Genomic DNA, 16,959 nt, shown 5'->3' with positions numbered 1-16,959 from the left:
TTATCCCCGTTTTAGACTTTATCGATATTGCCTCGTTGGTGTGGCCGTACGATCACAGAGATATGCTGACAATACAACCGGGAACCGGATTTTATGCAATTACAGATAGAATAACGGTTATGGGGTGACCGACCGGTTCTGAGCTGCGGCTGCGCTGTTGCGGGCAACATGGAGAAGAACGATCCACGCGGCGATCATAATCCCGATTTCGATAAGATAGACTGAAATGAGTGTCCCTTGCGGTGGGGCGACCCATGTGCCCCAAGCTATCAACCCCGCGCCGAGCGCATTTCCTGTATTGAGGATAGCGGCACGCGGACCGTGATAGCCTGCCGCGCCTAGCGCATCGACTGCAACAGACCATACGGCCACGAAAACAACGGTACCGCTCAGTATCCGGCAGAATGAAACCAGGGATACGTATTCGCGCCCGAACAAGATGGGCAGGAATGGCGAGATCAGGAAAATGGCAAGGGCGGAACCGAAGCCGATTGCCAGCGCCGCCAGCAATATCTTCTTCGTGCGGCCGATGGCGTTGTGAATTCCGTCTATGCTCAATCGTGCCAGTCCGGGATAAACGAGGCGGTTCATGGCATCGATGGAAAGATAGCTGCTGTCGATTATGCGCCGGGCGACACCGTAGCTGCCGACAACTTCAGGATTGGCCATGATACCCAGCATCAGCAGATCGACGTTCTGACGGATAGCGCGGAAAATAAACGGCGTGGCGAATAGAATCCCAAGGCGAATTTCTTCGCGCACGATCCTGTATTGCGGCCGCCCCAGCTTGCGCAACGACCACGCATAAACAATTGCAACCAGCACATGGGCAGAAAACTGCCATATCGCCCAGTCTACCAGACTGGTTACTCCGAAAACGAGGCAAGCAAGCGCTGCAGCCGCTGTACGTGCAAAGGCAAAACCCACGACGGAACGATTAGCTGCCGGAAATTGCGAATGACCGATGAATATCTGTTCAGTCAGCAGGATAAGGCGCACCAGAATGATGTTGGTGATGAGGATCAGGAGAATTGCCAAGGTGTTTTGGGCCGGGTCCGGCGATAGTTTCATCCAGAATGGCAGGACAAGCATACCGATGAGAACAAGAACAACGCCGCTTGTCAGCGTGAGAATCAGATTGTGACCCAGCATGACCGGATAGATGGAATGGTCGCGCGCAACCCGCCGCACCATACATTCCGACGCACCCAATCCGCAGAGATGAACGGCAATGCTGGTGACAGCGGTCACTGAAACAAAGACGCCAAATTCCACTGCACCGAATGAGCGGGCCAAGATTGCGAACGTTACCAATTGGGCGAGATTGGCGATCAACAGGCTGCCACTTGATGCGGCGTATGAGAGAACCATGGGCAAAAGCTGCGGTAGTTTACCGGCGATCTCAGCGACGTTGAACTTCATCTCGCTCTATTACCCGTCCGAAAAACTAGAATTCACATACGTCATTGTATGACTCGACAGTCAGCAATAGCCATTTATTAATCAAAATTTGCAATCTATCGTTTAGATATACATTACTGACAAACCGTTACGGTTTGATTGATGCTTATAGAGTAGTGCTCGATGTACAGACTACGTGATGCGGCAGGCAAATCGCAGCCGGTGGTTCCTACCAAAGGACCTGCCGTCGAGCGCGTTAAGTCTATCGTTGTCGAGCCCACGCCTGCCTATTCTTTCTCGCTCCCGCAAATTGATGTGAGTTTGCTGATCGGCTGGTTTCTTGCCCGCTGGTACTGGGTTCTCATCGCTGCCGTCGTTGGGGCAGTGATCGGCATCGGCTACGGCGTTGGTGTGAAGCCGCGTTACACCGTCTATACGGACATTCTCGTGCCGCCCGCCAATCTGCAGGTATTGCCGAATGATATTTATCCGCAGAATCAGCAAGGCGACACGCAAATACTGGATGTGGAAAGCAAAATGCTGGTGCTGACATCGGGTAATGTGCTCCGCCGTGTTGTCACCGAACTCAACCTTGCCAATGATCCCGAGTTTGTCGGTACGGAAGGGTCTGGTTTTAGCTTGGGCGCTCTGTTCGGCAGCAGCAAGCCTGCGGTCTCCGACAAGACATTGGCAGCGATACGCAGCCTGTCGCAGAGAATCAGCGCCAAACGTCAGGAACGGTCCTACCTGATCACGGTATCGGCCTGGGCCAATACGCCTGACATGGCTGTCCGTATTGCCGATACACTGGCAAAGGCATTTCAGGAAGAAGTTGCGCAGGCCGAAGCCGATGGCGCGGGGCGCGCTGCATCCGCGCTGACAGACCGTTTGGTCGAATTGAAAAAGAGTGCTTCCGACGCTGAAGCAAAGGTGGCGGATTTCAAACGTGACAACGGGCTTCAAACCACGTCCGGTGAATTGATCAGTTCGCAATCGATGGCTCAGATCAATGTCAAGCTGATCGATGCCAATGCCCGGCTGGTCGAAGCGCAGTCGCGCTACAATGAATTGACCGCATCGCGGCCCAATCAGTCAAACCCGTCCGGCACGTTGCAATCGCAGACCCTGACAGGGTTGAGAGCCCAATACGCGACGGTGAAGCAGAGCGTCGACTCCATGTCGATGACCTATGGACCGCGTTATCCCGGATTGATCCGGGCGAGGTCCCAGCTTGGCGGGCTCGAACAGGAAATTTCGCGGGAAACCGGCCGGATTCTCAGAGCGGCACAGGTCGATCTGGAACAAGCCAAGGCGGTTGTTGATGCGCTCAAACAGCAGGCGGCGACCGCACGGTCTTCCGTTTCAATGGATAATGATGCGCAGGTGCGGTTGAATGATCTGGAACGGGATATGACGACCAAGATCGCGATCTATCAGACTTTCCTGACGCGGGCAGGCGAGACGACAGAACGTCAGCAGCTTAACAGCACCAACATCCGGGTCATTTCGACAGCTGTGCCGCCGATGAGCCGCAGCTGGCCGCCACGCACTGCTCTGCTGGCAGCGGGAGGGGGCTTTGCCGGGGCGGGCTTCGGCGCGCTTCTGGCAATCGCGATGGGGTTGCTCGGTGCCGTTCGCAACGAGCGGAAGACATCGAAGGTTTAAGGTATTACTCTCTTCGTACGGGGAGGATTGCCGAAATCGTTGGACGCGCCAAAGCCATTCCCCCAATGGTTGCAATATTCTTCTATTCCGATTGTTATTTGCGTTTTGGATTGGTGCATGTCTGAGATTTTGAACAAGCTGGACTATTGGTCTGACCGTATCACTGACCGAATGATGCGCTGGCTGCCCGCGCAGCTCATTCAAGTGCCGGTGGCAAAGCCTATTGTCTCGTTCACGTTCGATGATGTGCCCGATACCGCACTCACCAATGGCGCGCGCATATTGGAACATCACGGCGTGCGCGGAACGTTTTATATTGCCGGATCGCTCGAGGGACGCCGGGAACCGGGGCGGACGCTGATTTCGCGCGAGGGTTGCCAGTCTTTGGCCGAGCAAGGCCATGAGATCGGCTGTCATACGTTCTCTCATACGAAGGTTTCGCATATGGGAACCAGGACGCTCGAGGCGGATCTGCAGCAAAACAAGGGCTATCTTGATGCAATTGAGATGCAGGACAAGAAGCGAAATTTTGCCTATCCCTATAATGCGGGCTCATTTTGGGCGCGGCGGGTTTTTGCAAACCGCTTTCAGACTTGCCGTGCGGGTGGCGAGCGTATCAATCGCGGCGCGGTCAATCCCGTGTTTCTTTCCGGCGTGGAAATCCGGCAGCCCGAAGCTCATGCACAGGGCCTGACCGCGTGGATCGATACGCTGGTCGCCGAGCCTGGCTGGCTCATCTTTTTTACGCATGATATCGCGCCGCAACCGACAGAGTTTGGTTGTACGGCAGACACATTCGAAAAGCTTGTCAGCTACAGTCTGGCGCAGGGCTGCTCGGTTCTTCCGGTGCGCGATGCGCTTGCAGAGTTTGGGGCGGAGAGGCTTTGATTCTGGAAACCTCAGCCAAACAGAAACGGCTCCTTGCGATCAATAACTATTTTTATCGCCGGGGTGGAGCTGAAGCAATTTTTCTCGAGCAGATGCAGTTGTTTTCGGACATTGGCTGGGACGTGATCCCGTTCGCCATGCAGCACCCGGATAATAACAACTCGCCTTGGTCGGAGTATTTTGTTTCCGAGATCGAATATGGCCGCGAAAGCAGCCTGATGACCAAAGTGGCGCAGGCGGGAAAGATTATCTATTCCTTTGAGGCACAGCGCAGCATCGAGTCACTCATAGAGCAGGCCCGGCCCGATATCGCCCATGCGCATAATGTTTATCATCATCTCTCGCCGTCGGTTTTTGCCACGCTCAAGAAGGCAAATATACCGACAGTCATGACGGTCCATGATCTCAAGCTGGCTTGTCCTGCCTATAAGATGCTGGTCAACGGGCATGTTTGCGAAGAATGTCGCGGTGGCAAAATTTACAACGTGTTGCGTCACCGCTGTATCAAAGGTTCTACCGTATTGAGTGGTCTCGTTTTCCTGGAGACGATCGTGCACCGGGGCCTTGGTCTTTATCGCCACAAGGTGGACAAGTTTGTTGTTCCCAGCCGCTTTTATCGTGAAAAGCTCATTGAGTGGGGCTGGCCAGCGGAGCAGCTGATCTACATACCGAACTTTGTCGATACGCAGGAGTTTACAACCGGCTGGGACGAGGGTGACTACTTTGTTTTTGCCGGACGGCTGGCACCGGAAAAAGGACTGGTGACGCTGATCAAGGCTGCCGCAATGGCCAAGCAGCGGCTGGTTATTGCAGGAACCGGTCCCGATGAAGCAATGCTGAAAGCTCTCGTGCAGGAACTGGGTGCGGACGTTACATTTGCGGGTTATGTCTCGGGCCAGAATCTGACCCGTTTGATCGGTGAATCCAAGGCGCTGGTTCTTCCGTCAGAATGGTATGAAAATGCACCTGTCAGCATCCTGGAAGCCTATGCGCTGGGTAAGCCGGTCATTGGTGCTGCTATTGGCGGAATTCCCGAGATGATCCGCGATGGAGAAACCGGAATGACCGCTATTTCCGGCGATGCTAACGATCTGGCTCGTGTATTGGCTGCCATGGCTGACCTTACGCCCGCTGCCCGGGCCCGAATGGGTGCCGATGGCCGGGACTGGATTTCCCGTGATTTTTCGGCAGCCGCCTTTCGCGACCGTACCGTCGATCTTTACGCGAGCCTTGGCGTATCGTGATGACAGTCTCCGATACGCCCAAGGAACGGCCACGCGTTATGATGCTCGGTCTTCGCGGCATTCCCGATGTACAGGGCGGTGTAGAAAAACATGTGGAAGAGTTGAGCCAGCATTTCGTCGACAAGGGGTGGGATGTCACTATTCTTGGACGCAAGCGCTACTTGCTCACGTCAAAACCTTATGCATGGAAACGGATAAACGTGGTTCCGTTATGGTCACCGGCCTCCATGAAATTCGAAGCGATTGCGCATACCGCGCTCGGCGTCCTGTTTGCAGCATTCCGTCGTCCGGATATTCTCCATATCCACGCGATCGGTCCGGCTTTGATGACACCATTGGCACGGTTGTTCGGCCTGAAGGTCATCGTTACCCATCACGGCTATGATTACGACCGGCAAAAATGGGGTGGCCTTGCCAAGCGTATGCTCAAGCTAGGAGAAGCAGCGGGTATGCGCTTTGCCAGTGGACGCATAGCCGTTTCCAACGATATTGCCCGCACCATGCAAAGCCGTTACGGCACGCCTGTGGAATACCTGCCAAACGGCGTTACGATACGCCGAAGCCATGGGGATAGCGGGATTCTGCATAAGCTTGAGCTGGTGCCGCACCGATACGTGATCATGGTTGCGCGTATTGTTCCGGAAAAGCGCCAGCACGATCTCATAGCGGCATTTGCCAAACTCGCTGATCCATCGTTTAAGCTGGTTCTTGTGGGGGCGGCTGAATATATGGCTGCCTATTCGCAGGAAGTCGAAGCTCTGGCATCAACCGTTCCGGGTGTTGTTCTCGCCGGAATGCAGACTGGTGATGACCTCTCCATTCTTTATGAAAATGCCGGGCTGTTTGTCCTGCCATCGAGTCACGAGGGCATGCCGATTGCCCTGCTTGAGGCGATGGGTTTTGGACTGCCTGTTCTGGCAAGTAATATTACCGCCAATCTCGAAATAGGCCTGCCGCCGGAAGATTATTTCCCGCTGGGCGATACGGATCAATTGGCGGGAGCCATGCGTTCGAAACTCGCTGTACCCTTCGACGCTGACAATGCAGCTGCAAAGGCGGCGCAGGTGGCAAAAGACTATGGCTGGTTGCAGATTTCAGACCGGACATTGAGCATTTACAACAGAGTGCTCAAGCGCTGACAATCTTTGCTGCGGACGGCAAGCAATGGATTTTATGGTGATCCCGACTGGATTCGAACCAGTGGCCTACAGATTAGGAATCTTATTTTGCTGATTTTAAATCAAGCAGTTACGGCCGTATGTTGCGTCTATGTCGCGTTCATTTTAAAAGAGCTAGCTCAGCGGCCGCTAATTCTGCTGCATCATCGTTGCGTGGGAAGAGGTGCCCATAGGTATCCATTGTCAGTGTAATGGACGAGTGGCCGAGCCTTTCCTGGACCATCTTCGGAGGCAGTGATAGCCCTCCATCTTCCCGGCGGTTGATACACCAAGACGCATAGAAATGCCTGATGGCATGAAACCCTGTGTATTTCGATCTCAAGACCGGATTTCCGTCCTTGTCGATCTCGCCGGTATTGGTGGTGACGCCGGCAGAAACTTGTGCTGGAGCGAAACCGATCTGCATGATTTTCGATAGGGACTCGACCTTACCCAGGCTGTTTGGGAATACAAACTGTTCAGGCCGTATCTCTTCGGTGAGATGCTTTCCCTTCGAATCCTTTTGTCCGGTTCGGGGGCGGGGGCATGAAAGCCGCCACGCCTTCAGCGTATTGGCTACTAGGGGCGGAATAGGTATCGTCCTCTCTCCGGCTTCCGATTTCGGCCGGCCGATTTGATTGAACCTGTCAGCGCGTTGCCGTACGTGAATTTCCCGCTTTTCAACATCGACATCGACCCAGCGCAGCCCGCGGATTTCAGAAGCGCGTAGGCCGGTAAATATCGCGGTCAGAAGCAACGGTCTCCATTTGCCCTCCAGAGCGTCTACGATGGCCTTTATCTCTTCCCGTGAGGGAATATCCACCCCAATACGCAACTTGCCCTTCTGGCGCTTCTCTAGGCGCCTGTCCTTGCCCTTTTGACGAGCGCGGCTCTTTTCCCTCGCTGCGTTGCGGATTACCAGACCACGCTCCTGGGCATCAGCCAGAAGTGAACCAAGGCTCACCATCACTTTGCGCACCATGGAAGTGGATCGGCCTTGCTCCATCATGTCATCCTCAAAGGATCTGATCGCCGGCACAGTCAGACGTGAAAGCAATGTCGTCCCGAGGAAATGATTGATATGCAGGTCGAGGTGTTGCCGGTATTGAACGATGGTACCGCGCTCCAGCCCGTTCTTTTCTGCGCGCTTGATCCATAGTTCGCCGGCCTCTTTGACCGTCGCACTAGCACTGTCAGCAACATGGACGCCTTCACGAACTTCAACGCTTGCTGTTGTCGCAAAAACATCGGCCTCTTTCTTCAATCTGAATGTCTTCAGTCGGCGAGTGCCCTTGGTATCGGTATAATCAACCACCCAGGCGGTTTTCTCTTCGCCCTTGGCATTCGTCCATGTGCGCTTGCGGATAGACATGTCCTGCCTTCAAAAAGTGGTTTCATTTCTGTCTGACATTTGAACGGATCACTCTTCGTCAGATTCATTGCGGTGAGCATTTTTAATCTCATCTTCCAAATAGTGTTCATACCGTTCACGAAGTTTGTTCACGGTCGATCCATCGACCCCTTCAACTTTCCCTTTGAGAATGTTCTTTATCAAAAGTTCAATTGAAACAGCGATAAGGTTCACCCTTCGGTCGTCTAGGCCATCTTTCAATACTTCAACAAGGTCAATCATCTCCTGAATTTCCTCATCAAAGCTGATTGGCTCAGGGAATTCTCTCTCTAAAAGGAGCACGATTTCCGTGTTCATGCTACGGCCGCGTTGTTCTGCTCGCGCCTTTATCCGGTCTCGAAGTCCGTCAGGAAGCCTAAGCGGAAATTGATCTGATCCTCTGCCAGGCTTTGCCATTGCGCACCATCCTCATGAAATGAAATCACAGTAATTTATTTGCGCTTGACGCACAATGAAATCGTGGTAATTTAAATCACGGTAATTTATTCAAAGCAAACGAGATCAATAAGCGTGGTTAAGAAAGGATTGAAATGGAACATTATGAGGCTTCCTTAGACTTGGTATGGGGGGTGGATGCGATCGGAAAGTTAATTGGTCGCTCGTATCAGCAAACCTATCACATGATAGCCGGCGGTAAGCTGCCTATGGTTAAGCAAGTGGGCGAGCGTTACGTGGTGAGCCGCTCGAAGCTTATCGCGTTTTTTATGGAAGACGCAGCGTGAAAACCCAAGCAGCAGAAACGAAAAAGCCCGGCCAGGATTGCCGTCCTGCCGAGCCACGGTTCTCAAATTCCCCCGAAAGGAAAATCAAATGAACAATCCAGTTGATATCACATACGCTAGTCGAGGTGCAACCGCCTCCAGATTAGCCGACGCCGTTGAGAAGGTTCATGAAGCCAAATACCTGTCCCAGGCCGTATGGATGGCGGGTGCATCGCTCAACAGAGACGACTGTAATGCTGTCCAAGCAGTTGCCGCAATGACATTGGATGCGTTGGCCGAAGCCTTGGAACTGCTTGATGAGGTGAAGCCATGATCACCGAAGCTCAGATCGACGCTGTCTATGATGTGCTCGAGACCCTCGCCATTTCGAGTGTTGTGTTGGCGGATGGAAGGGTAACGGACAAAACCGCCGGATCTATCGCTTGGCTGCTGGGCAGCATGCAAGCCAAGTTACGCGAAACCATCACCCTATTGGAAGAAGCACTGCGTCAACACCGGGATGCTCAAGGTGGCGAGGTGCGGCCATGAGTGCTCTCTTTTTCAAAGTATCGTGGCCCCACAATGTCGAAAAGTATCGCGGTTTCCAGAAGATCGCAAAACGCCTGGGGCTCAAGCTCATCGTAAAGAATATCAGCCATATGCGCGGCGTTCCCGTATTCATGTTCTATCTCAGGAACAAGGATGGAAGTGACCTGAATTGGTTCCACGACATTGATGACATTGGAGCGACACTTGAGCAGATGGAGAGGAGCGCCACAAATGGCTGACCTCACCCCTCCCGAACACGAGCACAGTGCTATCGTCGAGCAAGCTGCCCGCTGGTACGCCGTTACGCCACGTGACATCAACCAGCCCGTGGTACCCCTGCTGCGCGAGCGTTTCGGGTTGTCACCATTGCAGGCCTGTGAAGCAATCAAGATGGCTCAGTTGATCCGTGCGAGGTCGCTATGAAGAAGCACAATGCCACAGGCCGATCGGTTAACGATGGCCGTTATTTTCAAATGTATGAATGGTTCATGAAATCAACCGCATGGCTCCACGCTTCTGTTTATGAAAAGTCACTCTACTGCGAGTTGAAGCGTAGATTTAACGGCAGCAACAACGGCGACATCCCAATGTCCCATCGCGAAGCCGAAAAATTGCTTCAATGCAGCAACAAACCAGTTGCCGCCGCGTTTGCTGGACTTCAACAGAAGGGCTTCATTAAGGCCACCAAAAAGGGGTCATTTGACTGGAAGGTTCATCAAGAGGGCGAAAGCTTTGGTCGGTCAAGCAGATGGGAGTTGACTGAATTACCGGTGGACCTGCCTGTCAGAGTTTTGTCCGGACCAACCAAAGATTTCATGAAGTGGCAGCCACCCAAGGAAAAATCAGCGGTATGCCCTGAGCACACCAGTGGCACGCTCAAAGCACACCATAATAAAGAATTGGTACGCTCTGAGCATACCATTCAACGGGGAGTGTATGCCTGTGGCACACGATAATCCTTGTTTTGACCACATCATCGTGTGCCCAGAGCATACAGTTATAGTTACCATGTATATCAGCGACTGGAGGATCGACCATGTCCTCGACTGACCTCCCCTTATTCTCATGGCAACAGCCTTGCAAACTTGTATCTTTTCCTCTGAATCGGCGTGTTGGAAAGGTCCGCGACGTTGCGCTCAAGCTGTTGGAAAAGAGCACCGATCGCCACGCCGAGTTCTATCGGAATCAAGTGACAGATGCGTTGCTACGCCAGTTGGAACGCATCGGCGTGAGTGAGACTGATCAAGACGAGCAATTGGGTGCGTTCTGGGAAAGTGTGAGAGAAGAAATGCTTCGCCTCACCTATCGCGGCAGCCGGCCGGGAGGCGCAGCATGAGCGATACTGACATCCTCACCGGCCATAAGGCCATAGCGCGCTTTCTTGGACTCACTCCACGTCAAGCGTCATGGCATGACGAGCAAGGCAATCTTCCAACCTTTAAGTTGGGCCGCTCGGTATGTGCCGACAAGGCCGACCTGGTCCAATGGTTGGAGGAGCGAAAAAGAGCGGGTCAGGAAGATAGGGAGGCCAGGAAGGCTGCCAGGAATAAGAGAGCCTCGCCGCGCAGGGAGATCACTTGAGAGTGGGAATAGTACTCAGATCCGTGTCACGCTCGGCATGCCAAGCATCATATGCGGCCTGCATACGCAGCCAGATAGCAGCGCCGTCACCGAACATCTTGCCCAGACGTGCGGCAACAGTCGGAGACACAGGCTTCTCCTCGCCGAGGATGTCATAGAGCTGCTGACGGGAGATACCGAGCAGGTTAGCAATCTCGGTCTTCGTCTTGCCGGTGGCTTCGATAACGTCGGCCAGCAATGCGCCGGGATGAGACGGGCAGCGGGAGACAGGATGGGTTAGCTCGCGAACATTCATCTTAGCGCTGCACGTATGACAGGATGAATATAACAGCCGGTATGCCGACTATTGCGCAGAGGACGCGGACAAACGACTGTTTTGCAGTCATCGTGCTTTTCTGACCGGTGGGAAGCAACCTGGAGCCAACGCGGCCAGTGCCCTTAAACAGCATAATAAGGAAACCTATAATTATCATCGGAACTCCAATGAGGGCTCCCACGCCTGTAAAGCAAAACAACAGACCAGCAATAATCAGCAGTAAGGCGACAATCATTTAACCGATCCCCCATTTTATCCGGCTGATCAGATCATTGTCAGGTGTAGCGTAAAAGTCGAGAGCAAAATAAAACCCCGGCACGTGGCCGGGGCTTTACATGGTGCGACTATTTGAATTGACGTTAATCGCAATCAACCATGTCGGGTTGATCTACTTCGTGAGTAGGCTCAGCCTTCAGTTGGATGCCAAGAGCTTGAAAGACCTTTAGTAAGGTCGCGAATTCTGGATTACCTCCAACGCCAAGCGAGCGATAAAGGCTCTCGCGTGAAAGGCCTGTGTCCTTCGCAATTTGGGTCATGCCTCTAGCGCGGGCAACGTCACCAACGGCAGCAGAAATTAGAGATGGGTCGCCGTCTTCAAGCGCTGCATTGATATAGGAGAAGATGGCCTCTTCGCTTTCGAGATGTTCAGTGACGTCCCATTTGTTGATTATTACAGCCATGATACATTACTCCTTAATTTCAGACGCCATCTGCTTTGCGGTCTTTATATCTTCGTCTTGTGTGGACTTGTCGCCGCCGCATAGCAGAATAACAACTGTGTTGCCTCGGTTGATGTAGTAGACCCTGTAGCCTGGCCCATAATCTATCTTGAGTTCACTAACGCCTTCTCCAACAGGCTCAACCTTCCCAGGGTTCCCAAGCTCCAGCCGACGTATCCGCACGTTAATCCTTGAACGTGCGTTGTGATCTTTGAGCTTTGCGAACCATGTGGAGTAAACATCGGTCTGTCTGACCTCAACCATGTGTCTTACGTATCCTATGGGCTACACCTTTACAAGGGGTGAATTGTCTCAGGGGGTATCAGACAGTCTCAAACGGTTCAACTGCAAGGGAGCCTATGGCTATGTCACTCAGTGGCGCAACCATACCCGCCCGGCTTGCAGATATTTGCAAAGGGCCGTCAACGCCTGACTGTTACGTCGTTGACCAAGCAGAGACGGTAAGCAATGGCGCTGCGCCAGGTACACTAAGATCAGATTCCTTCTCCCATATCTCCCAACTCGAGATCGGGACTGCAGAAGACGACTGGAATGTATCCATCTTCGATGCAGAAAGATTGAATGTAATTTCCGTGTGGTTGTAATCGTCTGGTGACTGCTTAAACACCGTGAAATATTCCTCGCCAGAAAGAAACAGGCAGCCTGGTGAATCAAAGAACTGTGAGTTCCCAAACCAGCTTTCATCTGAAAGCACGGGGCGAATAACCCAATCCTGACCAAAAGCAATACAACCTTTTTCAGGGTTCAAATCTGCATGGCTCGCATACGGAATGTGTCCAACGGGCTGCAGTAACCCAATCACCTGAACTCTCGGGTCTGTCGCAATCACAATTCCGAATACGGATGTACTGCCCACGAATACCTTGACCAGTTCACCAGGTACTGTTCCTCTAAGTTTCTTGGTCGTCATTGCTGTTGTCGGTTTCATTTCACCCTCCCCTTTATGCCCAACCACAGACAAGCCGGTATGGACTGTGAAATCAAGGTGTCATGCGCCTTTAGTGTCCCGATATGCCCAACGCAAACATCCAATGACCGTTAGAATTTTATTTAGAATTTCCAATAAGATAACAATCAGAAAAACAGCTTGCAGGTCTCTGTAACATTGAATATTTTGTAACATTGCTAAAGCAAAGTTACAGAACGGTGCAAAGAGATGAAGGTTTTCGGTTATGTTCGGGTCTCCACATCGGAGCAGGCAACCAAGGGTGACAGCCTGGAAACCCAGAAAGCAAAGATCGTCGGCTATGCCATGATGCAAGGCTGGACAGTATCGGAAACATTCGTAGAGGCCGGTGTCTCCGGATCTGTTCCGTTGTCCGACAGACCGCAGGGTCAGCAGTTACTTGGCGCCGTCGGCAAGGGTGACATCATCATCACTCCCAAGCTGGACCGTATGTTTCGCAGCGCATCGGATGCCCTCACCACACTTGAGGAACTGAAGGCTCAAAGCACTGGCTTGGTCATGATCGACTTGGGTGGTGACGTCACTGGCAACGGCATCTCCAAGCTGGTCTTCACAATCCTGTCTGCAGTGGCCGAGAATGAGCGCGAGCGCATCCGAGAGAGGATTAGAGAGGTCAAGCGCCACCTTGCGTCACAGGGCGTCTATGGGGGCGGCAAGAAGCCCTTCGGGTATGACGTGGTCGATGGAAGGCTTATCGAGAACACCGAACAGCAGGCCACTATTCGGCAAATGCACCTCGCCAGGGCCAGCGGTGACAGCCTGCGGAAGATTGGTGAAGCGCATGGATTGAAGGCAATGACCATCAAGCGTATCCTTGATCGTAACATTGGTTAGATAAACATAAGCATTTGATAAACGTATAGAAACGGGTTTCTACGTAGAAGACCGTAACAGTGCTATGTACCATTGATCTGCCAACGAAACCCGCGCATTTTGGGTTTTATGAGCACCTTTAACTCACCGATCATCGACACTTCGACCCGCAATCGTTCCGCGATATCCAACGGATCGTGGCTGCTCGATGGCGTAGACAACAGAAGCGCGCTCGGCCGTCGCTACCGCGACCTGTGCATGAGCTTTGCTGATGACCTAGGCGGCGCCGATAAGCTCACCGAACCACAGCGCGCCCTCGTCCGGCAACTCGCTGCTGTGACAGTCGAGAGTGAGAAATTACAATCGTCGATCGTCAGAGGCGAACAGGTTGATCACGAAAGCCTAGTGCGCCTCACCAACCTCCATGCTCGCTTGCTGAAGCAACTGGGCGTTAGAGCCACAGGCAAGAAAACTCGTCGTTCGCAGTCGGATATCTTCAATCGCGGGAAGACTGCTGCATGAAGGCGCTGATCAGCCTCAGAGAAGCTTTGGCAGATGACAATCTGCTGGGCCAAGCCATTACCGGCGAGAGCTGGGCAATCTGGCGTGCCCTCCTCCTTGCCTCACGGGGTGAAGCGCTCACTGTGGAAGAACGAGAACTGTTTCGGCTTGTCACTGATCGGGACCATGAACCCGACGAGCCGGTTGAAGAGTTCTGGGCCATCGCTGGCCGTCGTAGTGGAAAAACGCGAGCAGCGGCGGTTTTGGGAAGCTATCTAGCTACATGTATCGACTGGACAGATTGTTTGGCCCGAGGTGAACGCGCTTCTCTTCCAGTATTGGCGTCGAACACAAGCCAAGCCAGCCGCGTTTTTGAGCACATAATCGGGGTACTTCAGTACTCCCCCAACCTGTCCGAATTGTTGGAAGGTGAACCGACAGCTGAATGCATCAAGTTATCGACTCAAGTTGATATCTCGATCAAACCTGCCAATTTCAGGACCATTCGAGGAGTGACAGCTATAGCCGTAATCGGTGACGAGCTCGCTTTTTGGCAAATTGAGGGGTCTAGAAATCCAGATAAAGAAATTCTCAACGCCGCTCGACCAGCTATGGCTACAACCGGAGGACCGCTGATTGTCATCTCCAGCCCATATGCACGTCGCGGCGAATTGTATGCGACTTTTAAGCTTGATTATGGCCCAAATGGTGACCCTGCTGTCCTAGTAGCCAAGGGTGCGTCCAAAACCTTTAATTCGGAACTATCTCAAAAAACGGTCGATAGAGCATTTCGACGCGACGCCGCTTCGGCAATTGCTGAGTATGGCGGTGAATTTCGCACCGACGTAGAAGTATTTGTAACTCGCGAGATTGTAGACGCTTGCGTCACGCCGGGCCTTTCCGAGCGACCCGCGGTATCAGGCATTAAATACGTCGCCTTTGTCGATCCTTCAGGCGGTTCGGCCGATTCCATGACTTTGGCTATCGCGCACGAGAACGCCAATACTGCTGTTCTTGATGTCGTTTTAGAACAAAAACCGCCGTTCAGTCCCAAGGCTGTCGTTGCGAATTTTGCTGCTGTTTTAAAAGAATACGGCATTACCAGAATTCTTGGGGACCGATATGCCGGAGAATGGCCACGGGAGGTATTTCGCAGTCACGGCATAATTTACGAGCCAGCGGCGCGACCAAAGTCTGATCTCTACCGAGATCTCCTGCCACTACTGAACTCTGGCCGGGTAGAACTGCTTGAAAACGAACGTCTGATTACACAGATCGTCGGTCTTGAACGGCGAACCGGGCGCGGTGGAAAAGATTCAATTGATCACGCTCCGGGTGCTCACGATGATTTGGTGAACTCAGTTTCAGGTGCACTCATCGAGTGCGTTCCTACGTTCTTTGGCGCCGGGTCAGGTCTCTTTGAACTTATGCGCCAGGAAGCTGAAGCCCAGCAAAAACTCGAACCAACGAAACCAGACCTGCCGGAATATGCTCCCGGGTCTGTCGAATACGCCAGCGGTCAGCGGCGGATGTTGCCGACTCTCGCCTCAAATCCAGAAGGATATAATTCATGACAATGCGTCTTATTCCCCCAAGCAATGGCCTGCACAATCCAATCACCGTGAATGGTCGCCGGTATTCATGTGCCGCCAACTCCACAGTTGATGTTCCTGATTTTGATGGATTGATCATGATCGCAAATGGATGGGTATCTACAGCGTCTAACGGGTCCGGCACGACCGCCCAACGCCCCCTCAGCCCTCCGATAGGCACACAGTTCCACGACACCACATTGAACAAATTGATCATTTTTGACGGCAAGACCTGGCGCGATCCGGTCTCCGGCGCTGCAATTTGATCCGGAGGAAACTATGACAACTGCCGCAATTAAACCAAAAGAAGCTGTCGAGGTTCAGTCCTCACATAAGGACAAGCTTTCCGAGCTCTACGACCGCCGGCGCGCCTTGGCAGACGAAATTCAGAGCGTGGTTTCAACTCTTCACAAGATTGAAAATACGCCCCGAGAAGAAGCAGATATTCGGGCAGAGATTGGGAGCCTTGACGCCAAGGAACGCGCCGCTGCTCAAGTTTGGGCCGAACAGGGTGCCAATGGTGAACCACCTGCTGTTGACGTGAAAGGACGCGCCGCCCTCAACACAAAGCTTGCCGGCGCCGTTGCCAAGAGCGCCGCCAGCGAAGCGGCGGTCGATGCGCTGCGAAACAAGCAGATTCAGCTCTCAACCTCTTTAAGTGCTTTGAATTTACCTATTTCAACCGCAGCAAACCACGTTTTGATCGACATGCTTGAAGCGGAGGTAAATGAGGCAAAGGGGCTTATTCATAGGCTTGTGCCACTTATGGCATCGATCGACGCCGGACGTCTGGTGATAGTCGAAGAAAATCATAGAATTACGGCTCTGGGCCAAGGCCACGGTGCTCAAGATTTATTCCGGCGGCTCGAGACAATTACGGGTACGGCCGACATGATGCGTGGCGATCCTGCCCCTAACCTGTTTGGCGAATGGACGCAGGTCCTCGAAGAACTGAAAGCGGGGGAATGATCATGTCAAACAATTGCCCGCCGGTATTGGATGACATGCGGCAGCTAAGGGATGAGTTAATCAAATCCCTAGCTTCAATGCCTCTTGCCAAAGGTACGAGCAGAACTCTCGCAGCTGAATCGCTGCAATTTGCCAATCAAACTATCAGTCTGATCGAGAACGTCGATAAGATTCATAGCGATTTGGCCAGACTTAAAGAGGGAGTGGCTAAATTGAACTCCGATATTGACCGCATCGAAATTTGGGAAAAAGCCCGCCTTCAAACAACCACGGTGAGGCAATGATGGCCGAGCTGATCGATGCCCACACGATGGCTGTGTCAGACGTAAGTGACGTGAGTTTTACTGATACGGCTGGACTCATCGTGCCAGGACAGTATTGGGCGCTCGCCTACAAGTATGGCGCAAATCTTAAAATTGAAACCCAATTAGCGGAAGCCGTCGATACGACGGACTTGCAATAGG

At 52.8% G+C, this 16,959-nt stretch carries 26 protein-coding genes; 19 read left to right on the top strand and 7 right to left on the bottom strand.

What is annotated here, in order from left to right:
- Positions 1-117 precede the first annotated feature (117 nt).
- The gene (locus HB779_RS02185; RefSeq protein ID WP_188344191.1) at positions 118-1,422 is read right to left on the bottom strand and encodes a lipopolysaccharide biosynthesis protein; all 1,305 of its coding nucleotides are present in this window, start codon (positions 1,420-1,422) and stop codon (positions 118-120) included.
- A 162-nt stretch (positions 1,423-1,584) separates the two neighbouring features.
- On the opposite strand from HB779_RS02185, the gene HB779_RS02180 reads away from it, so the two are divergent.
- From HB779_RS02180 to HB779_RS02165, 4 genes are all read left to right on the top strand, one after another.
- Positions 1,585-3,066, top strand: coding sequence for a GumC family protein (locus tag HB779_RS02180; RefSeq protein ID WP_188344190.1), 1,482 nt, complete (start codon positions 1,585-1,587; stop codon positions 3,064-3,066).
- 117 nt (positions 3,067-3,183) lie between these two features.
- Complete coding sequence (locus HB779_RS02175) at positions 3,184-3,954, top strand: polysaccharide deacetylase family protein (protein WP_188344189.1); 771 nt, start codon at positions 3,184-3,186, stop codon at positions 3,952-3,954.
- Positions 3,954-5,198: a glycosyltransferase family 4 protein gene (locus HB779_RS02170; RefSeq protein WP_244642532.1), complete on the top strand. Its 1,245-nt coding sequence runs from the start codon at positions 3,954-3,956 to the stop codon at positions 5,196-5,198. Before HB779_RS02175 ends, HB779_RS02170 begins: the two co-directional genes overlap by 1 nt.
- Positions 5,198-6,337 (top strand): glycosyltransferase family 4 protein, encoded by a 1,140-nt coding sequence (locus HB779_RS02165; RefSeq protein WP_188344188.1) that lies wholly within the window; start codon positions 5,198-5,200, stop codon positions 6,335-6,337. Before HB779_RS02170 ends, HB779_RS02165 begins: the two co-directional genes overlap by 1 nt.
- 139 nt (positions 6,338-6,476) lie before the next feature.
- Here the strand turns inward: HB779_RS02165 and HB779_RS02160 are convergent, their stop codons facing one another.
- Together HB779_RS02160 and HB779_RS02155 are read right to left on the bottom strand one after the other, a co-directional pair.
- Positions 6,477-7,727 carry a site-specific integrase gene (locus HB779_RS02160; RefSeq protein WP_188344187.1) on the bottom strand — a complete coding sequence of 417 codons (1,251 nt, stop codon included), beginning with the start codon at positions 7,725-7,727 and terminating at the stop codon, positions 6,477-6,479.
- A 48-nt stretch (positions 7,728-7,775) separates the two neighbouring features.
- The gene (locus HB779_RS02155) at positions 7,776-8,162 is read right to left on the bottom strand and encodes an Arc family DNA-binding protein (RefSeq protein WP_188344186.1); all 387 of its coding nucleotides are present in this window, start codon (positions 8,160-8,162) and stop codon (positions 7,776-7,778) included.
- Positions 8,163-8,296: 134 nt separating this feature from the next.
- On the opposite strand from HB779_RS02155, the gene HB779_RS02150 reads away from it, so the two are divergent.
- The 8 genes from HB779_RS02150 (at position 8,297) to HB779_RS02115 (ending at position 10,597) form a co-directional block, all read left to right on the top strand.
- Complete coding sequence (locus tag HB779_RS02150) at positions 8,297-8,488, top strand: hypothetical protein (protein ID WP_188344185.1); 192 nt, start codon at positions 8,297-8,299, stop codon at positions 8,486-8,488.
- 88 nt (positions 8,489-8,576) lie between these two features.
- Positions 8,577-8,801, top strand: a complete 225-nt coding sequence (locus HB779_RS02145; protein ID WP_188344184.1) for a hypothetical protein — start codon at positions 8,577-8,579, stop codon at positions 8,799-8,801.
- Positions 8,798-9,016 carry a hypothetical protein gene (locus HB779_RS02140; RefSeq protein ID WP_188344183.1) on the top strand — a complete coding sequence of 73 codons (219 nt, stop codon included), beginning with the start codon at positions 8,798-8,800 and terminating at the stop codon, positions 9,014-9,016. Before HB779_RS02145 ends, HB779_RS02140 begins: the two co-directional genes overlap by 4 nt.
- Positions 9,013-9,255 carry a hypothetical protein gene (locus HB779_RS02135; protein WP_188344182.1) on the top strand — a complete coding sequence of 81 codons (243 nt, stop codon included), beginning with the start codon at positions 9,013-9,015 and terminating at the stop codon, positions 9,253-9,255. The genes HB779_RS02140 and HB779_RS02135 overlap by 4 nt, the downstream gene beginning before the upstream one ends.
- Complete coding sequence (locus HB779_RS02130; protein ID WP_188344181.1) at positions 9,248-9,439, top strand: hypothetical protein; 192 nt, start codon at positions 9,248-9,250, stop codon at positions 9,437-9,439. Before HB779_RS02135 ends, HB779_RS02130 begins: the two co-directional genes overlap by 8 nt.
- Positions 9,436-9,972, top strand: a complete 537-nt coding sequence (locus tag HB779_RS02125; RefSeq protein ID WP_188344180.1) for a hypothetical protein — start codon at positions 9,436-9,438, stop codon at positions 9,970-9,972. Before HB779_RS02130 ends, HB779_RS02125 begins: the two co-directional genes overlap by 4 nt.
- 80 nt (positions 9,973-10,052) lie before the next feature.
- Positions 10,053-10,352 carry a DUF6074 family protein gene (locus HB779_RS02120; RefSeq protein WP_188344179.1) on the top strand — a complete coding sequence of 100 codons (300 nt, stop codon included), beginning with the start codon at positions 10,053-10,055 and terminating at the stop codon, positions 10,350-10,352.
- On the top strand, positions 10,349-10,597 hold the full coding sequence (locus HB779_RS02115; RefSeq protein WP_188344178.1) for a DNA-binding protein: 249 nt from the start codon (positions 10,349-10,351) through the stop codon (positions 10,595-10,597). The genes HB779_RS02120 and HB779_RS02115 overlap by 4 nt, the downstream gene beginning before the upstream one ends.
- Here HB779_RS02115 and HB779_RS02110 read toward each other — a convergent pair.
- From HB779_RS02110 to HB779_RS02095, 4 genes are all read right to left on the bottom strand, one after another.
- Complete coding sequence (locus tag HB779_RS02110; RefSeq protein WP_188344177.1) at positions 10,590-10,892, bottom strand: HigA family addiction module antitoxin; 303 nt, start codon at positions 10,890-10,892, stop codon at positions 10,590-10,592. The genes HB779_RS02115 and HB779_RS02110 overlap by 8 nt on opposite strands.
- Positions 10,893-11,272: 380 nt before the next feature.
- Positions 11,273-11,593: an addiction module antidote protein gene (locus HB779_RS02105; RefSeq protein WP_188344176.1), complete on the bottom strand. Its 321-nt coding sequence runs from the start codon at positions 11,591-11,593 to the stop codon at positions 11,273-11,275.
- 6 nt (positions 11,594-11,599) lie between these two features.
- Positions 11,600-11,896 (bottom strand): type II toxin-antitoxin system RelE/ParE family toxin, encoded by a 297-nt coding sequence (locus tag HB779_RS02100; protein ID WP_188344175.1) that lies wholly within the window; start codon positions 11,894-11,896, stop codon positions 11,600-11,602.
- Between the two features lie 172 nt (positions 11,897-12,068).
- A complete protein-coding gene (locus tag HB779_RS02095) occupies positions 12,069-12,581 on the bottom strand; it encodes a hypothetical protein (RefSeq protein WP_188344174.1) in 513 nt (170 codons plus the stop codon).
- Between the two features lie 228 nt (positions 12,582-12,809).
- Between HB779_RS02095 and HB779_RS02090 the strand changes: the two genes are divergently transcribed.
- The 7 genes from HB779_RS02090 (at position 12,810) to HB779_RS02060 (ending at position 16,958) form a co-directional block, all read left to right on the top strand.
- Positions 12,810-13,454: a recombinase family protein gene (locus HB779_RS02090; RefSeq protein WP_188344173.1), complete on the top strand. Its 645-nt coding sequence runs from the start codon at positions 12,810-12,812 to the stop codon at positions 13,452-13,454.
- A gap of 108 nt (positions 13,455-13,562) precedes the next feature.
- On the top strand, positions 13,563-13,955 hold the full coding sequence (locus tag HB779_RS02085; protein ID WP_188344172.1) for a hypothetical protein: 393 nt from the start codon (positions 13,563-13,565) through the stop codon (positions 13,953-13,955).
- Complete coding sequence (locus tag HB779_RS02080) at positions 13,952-15,508, top strand: hypothetical protein (RefSeq protein ID WP_188344171.1); 1,557 nt, start codon at positions 13,952-13,954, stop codon at positions 15,506-15,508. The genes HB779_RS02085 and HB779_RS02080 overlap by 4 nt, the downstream gene beginning before the upstream one ends.
- Positions 15,505-15,792, top strand: coding sequence for a hypothetical protein (locus HB779_RS02075; protein WP_188344170.1), 288 nt, complete (start codon positions 15,505-15,507; stop codon positions 15,790-15,792). The genes HB779_RS02080 and HB779_RS02075 overlap by 4 nt, the downstream gene beginning before the upstream one ends.
- A 13-nt stretch (positions 15,793-15,805) precedes the next feature.
- Positions 15,806-16,495 carry a hypothetical protein gene (locus HB779_RS02070; RefSeq protein WP_188344169.1) on the top strand — a complete coding sequence of 230 codons (690 nt, stop codon included), beginning with the start codon at positions 15,806-15,808 and terminating at the stop codon, positions 16,493-16,495.
- A 2-nt stretch (positions 16,496-16,497) separates the two neighbouring features.
- Positions 16,498-16,779: a hypothetical protein gene (locus tag HB779_RS02065; RefSeq protein WP_188344168.1), complete on the top strand. Its 282-nt coding sequence runs from the start codon at positions 16,498-16,500 to the stop codon at positions 16,777-16,779.
- Positions 16,779-16,958 carry a hypothetical protein gene (locus HB779_RS02060; protein WP_188344167.1) on the top strand — a complete coding sequence of 60 codons (180 nt, stop codon included), beginning with the start codon at positions 16,779-16,781 and terminating at the stop codon, positions 16,956-16,958. The genes HB779_RS02065 and HB779_RS02060 overlap by 1 nt, the downstream gene beginning before the upstream one ends.
- Position 16,959 lies beyond the last annotated feature (1 nt).

Origin of the sequence: Phyllobacterium sp. 628, from assembly GCF_014189505.1 — a bacterium.
Taxonomy (GTDB): Bacteria; Pseudomonadota; Alphaproteobacteria; order Rhizobiales; family Rhizobiaceae; genus Phyllobacterium.
This window is presented reverse-complemented; position numbering and strand designations above follow the sequence as displayed.

Excerpts from the sequence above, each read along its gene's own strand:
- HB779_RS02185 (WP_188344191.1), bottom strand. The coding sequence starts at position 1,422 with ATGAAGTTCAACGTCGCTGAGATCGCCGGTAAACTACCGCAGCTTTTG.
- HB779_RS02180 (WP_188344190.1), top strand. The coding sequence starts at position 1,585 with ATGTACAGACTACGTGATGCGGCAGGCAAATCGCAGCCGGTGGTTCCT.
- HB779_RS02175 (WP_188344189.1), top strand. The coding sequence starts at position 3,184 with ATGTCTGAGATTTTGAACAAGCTGGACTATTGGTCTGACCGTATCACT.
- HB779_RS02165 (WP_188344188.1), top strand. The coding sequence starts at position 5,198 with ATGACAGTCTCCGATACGCCCAAGGAACGGCCACGCGTTATGATGCTC.
- HB779_RS02160 (WP_188344187.1), bottom strand. The coding sequence starts at position 7,727 with ATGTCTATCCGCAAGCGCACATGGACGAATGCCAAGGGCGAAGAGAAA.
- HB779_RS02155 (WP_188344186.1), bottom strand. The coding sequence starts at position 8,162 with ATGGCAAAGCCTGGCAGAGGATCAGATCAATTTCCGCTTAGGCTTCCT.
- HB779_RS02150 (WP_188344185.1), top strand. The coding sequence starts at position 8,297 with ATGGAACATTATGAGGCTTCCTTAGACTTGGTATGGGGGGTGGATGCG.
- HB779_RS02145 (WP_188344184.1), top strand. The coding sequence starts at position 8,577 with ATGAACAATCCAGTTGATATCACATACGCTAGTCGAGGTGCAACCGCC.
- HB779_RS02140 (WP_188344183.1), top strand. The coding sequence starts at position 8,798 with ATGATCACCGAAGCTCAGATCGACGCTGTCTATGATGTGCTCGAGACC.
- HB779_RS02135 (WP_188344182.1), top strand. The coding sequence starts at position 9,013 with ATGAGTGCTCTCTTTTTCAAAGTATCGTGGCCCCACAATGTCGAAAAG.
- HB779_RS02130 (WP_188344181.1), top strand. The coding sequence starts at position 9,248 with ATGGCTGACCTCACCCCTCCCGAACACGAGCACAGTGCTATCGTCGAG.
- HB779_RS02125 (WP_188344180.1), top strand. The coding sequence starts at position 9,436 with ATGAAGAAGCACAATGCCACAGGCCGATCGGTTAACGATGGCCGTTAT.
- HB779_RS02120 (WP_188344179.1), top strand. The coding sequence starts at position 10,053 with ATGTCCTCGACTGACCTCCCCTTATTCTCATGGCAACAGCCTTGCAAA.
- HB779_RS02115 (WP_188344178.1), top strand. The coding sequence starts at position 10,349 with ATGAGCGATACTGACATCCTCACCGGCCATAAGGCCATAGCGCGCTTT.
- HB779_RS02110 (WP_188344177.1), bottom strand. The coding sequence starts at position 10,892 with ATGAATGTTCGCGAGCTAACCCATCCTGTCTCCCGCTGCCCGTCTCAT.
- HB779_RS02105 (WP_188344176.1), bottom strand. The coding sequence starts at position 11,593 with ATGGCTGTAATAATCAACAAATGGGACGTCACTGAACATCTCGAAAGC.
- HB779_RS02100 (WP_188344175.1), bottom strand. The coding sequence starts at position 11,896 with ATGGTTGAGGTCAGACAGACCGATGTTTACTCCACATGGTTCGCAAAG.
- HB779_RS02095 (WP_188344174.1), bottom strand. The coding sequence starts at position 12,581 with ATGAAACCGACAACAGCAATGACGACCAAGAAACTTAGAGGAACAGTA.
- HB779_RS02090 (WP_188344173.1), top strand. The coding sequence starts at position 12,810 with ATGAAGGTTTTCGGTTATGTTCGGGTCTCCACATCGGAGCAGGCAACC.
- HB779_RS02085 (WP_188344172.1), top strand. The coding sequence starts at position 13,563 with ATGAGCACCTTTAACTCACCGATCATCGACACTTCGACCCGCAATCGT.
- HB779_RS02080 (WP_188344171.1), top strand. The coding sequence starts at position 13,952 with ATGAAGGCGCTGATCAGCCTCAGAGAAGCTTTGGCAGATGACAATCTG.
- HB779_RS02075 (WP_188344170.1), top strand. The coding sequence starts at position 15,505 with ATGACAATGCGTCTTATTCCCCCAAGCAATGGCCTGCACAATCCAATC.
- HB779_RS02070 (WP_188344169.1), top strand. The coding sequence starts at position 15,806 with ATGACAACTGCCGCAATTAAACCAAAAGAAGCTGTCGAGGTTCAGTCC.
- HB779_RS02065 (WP_188344168.1), top strand. The coding sequence starts at position 16,498 with ATGTCAAACAATTGCCCGCCGGTATTGGATGACATGCGGCAGCTAAGG.
- HB779_RS02060 (WP_188344167.1), top strand. The coding sequence starts at position 16,779 with ATGGCCGAGCTGATCGATGCCCACACGATGGCTGTGTCAGACGTAAGT.